This window comes from Saccharothrix coeruleofusca, assembly GCF_014648515.1.
Lineage (GTDB): Bacteria > Actinomycetota > Actinomycetes > Mycobacteriales > Pseudonocardiaceae > Actinosynnema > Actinosynnema coeruleofuscum.
Window position 1 is genome coordinate 26796 of sequence record NZ_BMRG01000021.1, and the last position, 6641, is coordinate 33436.

Annotated in this window: 7 protein-coding genes and 1 pseudogene; 5 read left to right on the top strand and 3 right to left on the bottom strand. The window is 69.5% G+C overall.

Annotation, left to right across the window (positions count from 1 at the left end):
- Positions 1–6 precede the first annotated feature (6 nt).
- Entirely contained in the window at positions 7–780 is a 774-nt protein-coding gene (locus tag IEZ00_RS31835) for a thioesterase II family protein (protein ID WP_229796298.1), read from the top strand.
- A gap of 98 nt (positions 781–878) precedes the next feature.
- Here the strand turns inward: IEZ00_RS31835 and IEZ00_RS31840 are convergent, their stop codons facing one another.
- Positions 879–1799 carry a helix-turn-helix transcriptional regulator gene (locus IEZ00_RS31840; RefSeq protein ID WP_189227081.1) on the bottom strand — a complete coding sequence of 307 codons (921 nt, stop codon included), beginning with the start codon at positions 1797–1799 and terminating at the stop codon, positions 879–881.
- Positions 1800–1853: 54 nt separating this feature from the next.
- On the opposite strand from IEZ00_RS31840, the gene IEZ00_RS31845 reads away from it, so the two are divergent.
- The gene (locus tag IEZ00_RS31845) at positions 1854–2939 is read left to right on the top strand and encodes an SMP-30/gluconolactonase/LRE family protein (RefSeq protein WP_229796299.1); all 1086 of its coding nucleotides are present in this window, start codon (positions 1854–1856) and stop codon (positions 2937–2939) included.
- 48 nt (positions 2940–2987) lie between these two features.
- Here the strand turns inward: IEZ00_RS31845 and IEZ00_RS31850 are convergent, their stop codons facing one another.
- Complete coding sequence (locus tag IEZ00_RS31850) at positions 2988–3611, bottom strand: TetR/AcrR family transcriptional regulator (RefSeq protein ID WP_189227082.1); 624 nt, start codon at positions 3609–3611, stop codon at positions 2988–2990.
- Positions 3612–3769: 158 nt separating this feature from the next.
- On the opposite strand from IEZ00_RS31850, the gene IEZ00_RS31855 reads away from it, so the two are divergent.
- Genes IEZ00_RS31855 through IEZ00_RS37425 form a run of 3 tightly spaced genes read left to right on the top strand, consistent with a single transcriptional unit; the run spans position 3770 to position 5857 of the window.
- Positions 3770–4570 carry an alpha/beta fold hydrolase gene (locus IEZ00_RS31855; protein ID WP_189227083.1) on the top strand — a complete coding sequence of 267 codons (801 nt, stop codon included), beginning with the start codon at positions 3770–3772 and terminating at the stop codon, positions 4568–4570.
- A gap of 34 nt (positions 4571–4604) precedes the next feature.
- Entirely contained in the window at positions 4605–5738 is a 1134-nt protein-coding gene (locus IEZ00_RS31860; RefSeq protein WP_189227084.1) for an FAD-dependent monooxygenase, read from the top strand.
- An 11-nt stretch (positions 5739–5749) separates the two neighbouring features.
- Positions 5750–5857: a carotenoid oxygenase family protein gene (locus IEZ00_RS37425; protein ID WP_373293241.1), complete on the top strand. Its 108-nt coding sequence runs from the start codon at positions 5750–5752 to the stop codon at positions 5855–5857.
- A 241-nt stretch (positions 5858–6098) separates the two neighbouring features.
- Here IEZ00_RS37425 and IEZ00_RS31865 read toward each other — a convergent pair.
- Positions 6099–6641: pseudogene (locus IEZ00_RS31865) on the bottom strand (hypothetical protein); the annotation flags it as partial.

Below are 6641 nucleotides of genomic sequence, written 5' to 3' on the forward strand. Positions count from 1 at the left end.
GGAGACGTGCGCGCATCGACCACGAGTGGCGGATCGTGGATCAGGCCACTGCGAGACTCGGCCCGGCGCAGTCGGGCACACCTCGTCTGCTTCCCCTTCGCGGGCGGCTCGGCGAGCTACTTCCACTCGCTGGCGAGCTCGCTCGAACCCGACATCTCGGTGCTCGGGGTCCAGTACCCAGGGCGGCAGGACCGCAGGCACGAGCCGCTGATCGAGGACATCGGCCTGCTCGCCGACGAGATCTGCGAGGCGTTGCTGCCGTGGGAGACGCGACCGCTCGCGCTCTTCGGTCACAGCATGGGCTCGGTGGTGGCGTTCGAGGTGGCGCGTCGCCTTGCGCGAGATGACCGACGCGTGCCGCTCGCGTTGTTCGCGTCCGGGCGCCGCGCCCCGTCGTGCCACCGTGACCAGAGTTCCTACGCGGACGACGACGACAGCATCATCGCCAACCTCCGATGGCTTGGTGGCACCGACCCGGCTCTCCTCGACGACGACGAGATGACGCGCCTGATCGTTCCGGTGATCCGGGGCGATTACCGGGCCATCGCGACTTATCGTGCGCCGACGACCGAGGCGGTGCTGGACGTGCCGATCGTCGCGATGACCGGGGATCGCGATCCCAGCGTGTCGTTCGAGGAGGCGGACGCTTGGCGACAGCACACAGCGAGGTCCTTCGAGATCAAGGTCCTTGCCGGAGGTCATTTCTTCGTGCACGAGCACATCGTCGAGATAGCAGGCTACGTCAGGCATGTGCTCTCGGAGCGGAACGTCGGCGGGTAGGTCGCGCTCAGCAGGCCGCCTCGTGGTGCCGCCCCGGCGGCACCACGAGACACCCGCCTGACCACGAGCAGGAGCGAACGCTCAGCTGGCTCGTGGGGTCATGGAAGCGCGAAGTCCGGTTCCGCGGCGTCCGCCTGGTGCGGGGGCGATGCCGCCAGGCTGGCGAGCAGGGTCAGCTTGTCCTCGTCGGCCGAGCCGGGTTCGGCGGTGCAGACGCACATGTGCCGGGTCTCGCCGACGGAGACCGGCAGGCCCAGCGAGTAGTAGCTCAAGCTCAGGCGACCGGCCTCCGGATGCCGGAAGAGCTTGGTCCCCCTGACGTGGATGAGGATGTTGTGCGTGTTCCACCGGGCTCGGAAGTCGGCGCTGGCGGTGGTCAGCTCGCCGACCAGCCCACGGGTCTCGATGTCGTGGGGGTTGCGTCCGGCCTCGGTGCGCAGCGAGGCCACGAGCATGTCGGCCGTGAGGTTCCAGTCGCCGTAGAAGTCGCGGGCACCGGGATCGAGGAAGTGGTAGCGCACCAAGTTCGCGTGACCGCTCTCGCGTGTGGTGGCGCTGCCGAAGAGCGGTGCGTAGAGCGCGCGAGCCAGCGGGTTGGCCGCCAGGACGTCATGGCGTTCGTTGGTGACCATCGCCGTGGACAGCGTCATGCTGTCCAGCAGCCATTGGACGTTCGGTGGCAGTGGTGCTGCCGCTGCCGGGGTGCGGCGTGCCGGCCGGGCGGCGTGGGCCAGGTCGAACAGGTAGACCCGCTCCTCGTCGTCGAGTCGCAGGACTCGGGCGACGGCCTCGAGCACCTCCTGGGAGACGCCGCTGATGTGGCCTTTCTCCAAGCGGGTGTACCAGTCGACGCTGACGCCCGCGAGCATCGCGACCTCCTCCCGCCGCAGCCCCGGTACGCGGCGCCGCCCGGTGACGGGCAGCGAGACCTGCTCCGGGCTGATCCTGGCGCGTCTGCTGATCAGGAACTCACGCACGTCGGCGCGATTGCCGGACCGGGACAGGCCGTGGTCGCTCATGTCGTGAGTCTATGAGCGCCATCCGGCCGAAGGGGGGTCGAGATTCTCCCCCCGATGAACCAGCCCTGCCGCCGTTGGGAACCGAGCGCTTGTATGGCCCTCGTGCCAAGTCCAGCCCGTCGAGGGACGGGATCATCCATTCGACCACAGTTCTGGAGTGCAGCCATGTTCACCACTCGCGCCCGCCTGCTGTTCGGCGGCATCCTCGCCGCCACGCTGGTCCTCTCGACGTCCACGCAGGCAGGCGCTCACGATCGCCAGCCCATCGGCCGCTACGTGGTCCCGGGGGACCAGGCCTATCCGGAAGGCATCGTCCGCGAGCCCGGCACACCGTACTTCTACGTCAGCGGGCTGACCGACGGAACGATCTGGCGAGGCCGGATCGACCAGCCGCACCTGCAGGTCTTCCTGCCCGGCGGGCAGCACGGCCGCACCACCGCGGTCGGCATGAAGATCACCAGGGACCGGTTGGTGGTGGCGGGTGGTACCACCGGCAAGGTCTTCGTCTACAGCACCCGAACCGGGCAACTGCTGCACGTCTTCGACTCCGGTGCGCGCGACGGCCTGGTCAACGACGTGGCCATCGCCCCGAACGGGGACGCTTACATCACCGACTCGTTCCGCCCGGTCCTCTACCGGATCACCGCGGCACAGCTGGCGAACAGGCAGATCGATCAGCCACTCGAGACTGTCGTGAACTTCGACGGCACGCCGGTGGAGTACGAGAAGGGCGTCAACGAGGAGGGCATCAACAGCAACGGCCTCGTCGTGACCCCGGACGGCCGATTCGTGCTGATGGCCGACACCAACTCGCAGGCGTTCTACCGCATCAGCACCAAAACCGGTGCCGTCGATGCCGTCGACCTCGGTGGGGTGACCGACATCGGCGCGGACGGACTGCTGCTGCGCGACGGCGAGTTGTACAGCATCACCAGCCTCTTCCACCCCGAAGGGGAGATCAGCGTCCTGCGGTTGAGCGAGGACTACTCGCGGGCACAGGTGCAGCGCCGGATCAACGGCCGGGGCATGGACTTCCCGTCGACGGCGGCGTTCGACGGTGACGACCTCCTGGTGGTCAACTTCCAGTACCAGCGCACCGAGCCGAACCTGCCGTTCACCGTCGTGCGGGTGAGTCTCTGAACCACTTCCGGGCCTGGCGGACCGCCGGGGCGTGCGGCCGACCGGACCCTACGGCGCGGTGGCACGGATGCCCGCCAGGACGACGTCGACGATCTTCTCGGCCACCTCGCGGGTGAAGGGGCGGCGTCGCCGGGTGACGTAGAGGTACACCGGCCCGGACAGCAGTTCGGTGAGGAAGTAGCTGTCGACAGGGGGGATCTCCCCCTTGTCGACGGCGCTGTCGAATCGCTTCCGGACGGTGGCGAACCGTCGGTCGTAAGCGGTTCGAACCGCCTCGTCGAGGTCCGTGTTCCCCGGAGCTGTGACGGCGGCCTGCAACAGGGCCCGGCCGACCGAGCTCGACAGGCGCTCGGAGAACACCATCAAGAAGTCGACCAGATCGCGCCGGAGGTCGCCGGAGTCGTGCAGAGGTGCGGAGTCCTCCGCGTACTGCAGCAGCGCGTCGCTGACGAGCCTGGCGCGGTCCGGCCAGTTGCGGTAGACGCTGTTCTTGTTGACTCCGGCGAGTTCGGCGATCTCCTCGTAGCGCAGGCCCGCCACGCCGTTCCGGGCCACGAGCTCCGTCGTCGCCGCGAGGATCTGCGACCGCACCCGAGCGTTGCGGCCGCCCGGCCGCGCTGCCGGTCGTGCCCCGGCCTCGGCCGTCTCCGCGGTCTCCACGTCCTCCGGCATGCCTCTGATTCTCACATCTGCCTCTCGGTGGACACCGCAGTGGATCACAGCTAGCCTAAAGAGGCGATCAGTCTCTTTAAGGATGTGAGCGTTGTGGAGTCCAGCTGTCCGAGCGTCCGGGGCGACACCCTGGTGCTCAAGCAGGACCGGGCGCGGGCATGACCACCGCGTTGAAAACGGTGCAGGCAGGCGAGATCGAGATCGCCTACGCGGAGTCCGGTGCGGGCGAGCCGGTGATCCTGCTGCACGGCGGCGAGAGCACCCACGTCCAGTACGACACCTTCCGACCCCTGCTCGGTGACGGAATCCGCGCGATCGCCTACGACCAGCGCGACAGCGGAGCGTCGGTCAACCCGCCCGATCCCTACGGCATCCCCGACCTGGCCCAGGACTGCGCCGCGCTCATCAGGGGACTCGGGCACGAACGGGCGCACATCTTCGGGGTCTCCTTCGGCGGCCTGATCGCACTTCAGGTCGCGGTGTCGGTGCCCGACGTCGTGCAATCGCTGACGGTCGGCGCCGCCTTCGCCGACGCCTCGGCCCTGCGGGCACCCGTGGCCTCCGAGATCATCGAGCTGCCGCCGTCGCGGCGCGATGCGCGGATGCTCACCTTCGCCCTGTCCGAACGCGGGCAAGCGGACGAGGAGTTGGTGGCCGAACTCCGGTCGATGTTGGTCCACCGCTCACCGGAGGCGGACGCGCGGCGGCTGGCCGCGATCCAGGGTTACGACCTCACCGACCGCCTGCCCGAGATCGCGGCGCCCACCCTGCTCATCTACGGCGAGGACGATCCCGCGGCCCGTCCTGGGATCGGGCAGGGGATCGCCGAGGCGATCCAGGGGGCGAGGCTGGAAGTGATCGCGGGGGCGCGCCACGGGATCACCGTGGAGTTCGCGCGGGAAACCGCCCGGTTGCTACGCCACTTCGTGCTCGCCCACCCGTCGCGGCCTGCGCGGTGAAAACCCCGGCCGATCTCACTGTTGCGGAGAACTCGTGAAGATTCTTGTCTCAGGCGCGGGCGTCGCCGGTCTCGCTCTCGGACGTGTTCTCGGGATGCGGGGGCATCACGTCACGATCGTCGAGCGAGCGGATCGGCTCCGGGGCAACGGCTCGCCCATCGACGTGCGCGGCGACGCGATCCAGGTCGCCGAGGAGATGGGCATCCTCCCCGCGCTCCGCGACGCGCGCATCCGGATGACCGAGCAGGTGCACTTCGTCGACGACGACGGCACGGCCATCGGCCGGCTGCCCGACGACATCGGCGATTCGCCCGACGACATCGAGATCGCCCGCGAGGACCTGTCCCGCATCCTGGCCGAGGCGCTGCCGGAAGCCGTGGAGCTGCGCCTGGGCGAATCGGTGGACTCGATCGCCGAGCACGACGACCGGGTGGAGGTCGGGTTCGCCTCCGGTGACCCGGAGCGCTTCGACCTCGTCCTCGGTGCCGACGGTGTGCACTCGGCGGTGCGGCGGCTCGTGTTCGGTCCGGAGCGGGACTGGACCCGGCATCTCGGTCTCTACGTCGCCATCACCGACATGCCCGGCGAAGCCGATGCCGAAGCCGAGCGGATCAATCCCATGTACAGCTACCCGGGGCACCTGGCGGGCATCGCCCGGTTCAAGGACAGGGCGATCGGTGTCCTGATGTTCGCGTCGGATCCCATCGACTACGACTACCGCGACGTCGAAGCGCAGAAGAGAATCCTGTTCGAGCAGTTCGCCGAGTGCCGCTCGTGGAAGGTCCAGACGATCCTCGACGCGGTGCGCGCCGATCCCGACGTCTACTTCGACTCGATCAGCCAGATCCACCTGCCCAGCTGGCACCGGGGTCGGGTCGCGCTCGTGGGCGACGCCGCCCACTGCGCGTCCCCTCTCGCGGGTCGGGGCGCGTCCCTGGCGCTGACCGGGGCTCAGTTCCTCGCTGAGGAGCTCGAACGATCGCATGGGGACCACGTCACGGCGTTCCCGCGATATGAAGCCCGCCAACGGCCTTACGTCGAATTCGCCCAGGGCGCGGTCGGAGGTGGTGGCGCGCTTCTCGTGCCACCCACTCGGGAAGCGATCGAGGCCCGGAACCGGCTGCTCCAGCCGGTCGGCAGCGCACCGATGGACCCGGTGTCGGAGTAGCCTCCCGGCTGCTGGTCCACGACGCCACCGCTGTCGAAGCGGGGCCGGTGGCCACCGTCCACCTGCCCCGGCGAGTCCCCACCGGCTTCCACGGCACCTGGACCCCGGCCACTCGTTGAGGTTTCCCAGCGGGAACGGGTCCGCCCGACGAGCGGCTCCGACCCGTGGTCGGCGGTGACGCCGCGCGGTGAGACCAGAAAGCGTCCACAGTGGACCGAACCGATCTCCGGGCCGCTGGCGAGACCGTGCGGATGCGGCAGATCCACCGCGCGAGCCACCGCGGTCCACCCGGTGGGTTCCACGCCGCCGCCCGCGGCCGGTGTCGACAAGGTGGCGGAACCGCGCACCGGATCGCCGTGGTCACCCGCGTGGACGAGGCTGTCGGCAGGCGCGAGGTTCAGCCAGCGCTCGGAGTTGTCGCTTCGCGCTCCGCGCGCTCGGCGCGAACGCGGGTGCTCCCGAACCGCTTGATCGCCATGCGGGCACCTCCGCACTCCCTCGCGGTCCCTCCTGAGCCGGAGCGCCCGCCCGGTCCCGCACCACCCGGATCGAGACCCAGCCGAGGAAGGCCAGACCCAGCCACGCATAGCTGTTGCCTGCCAGGTGCTGCCACCACTCCCAAGCCAGTTCGCGGTCACCGGCCGTCGGCAGGAGCCAGTGCGGTCCCACCGCGAACACCGCGGCGACGATGATCCGGGCCCTGCCGTGCAGCAGGAGCAGTGCGGGCGCGATCCACACCCAGTGGTGCGACCAGGACACCGGTGAGACCAGCAGGCCGGCGGCTGCCACCGCGACGAGGGCGCTGAGGTCGTCGTGCAACCGGGGCACGACCAGGACGGTCACCGCCACGACCGCCGCCGCGGAAACCAGCCACGCCGACTGGGGCGCGCCGAGCCGGAACAG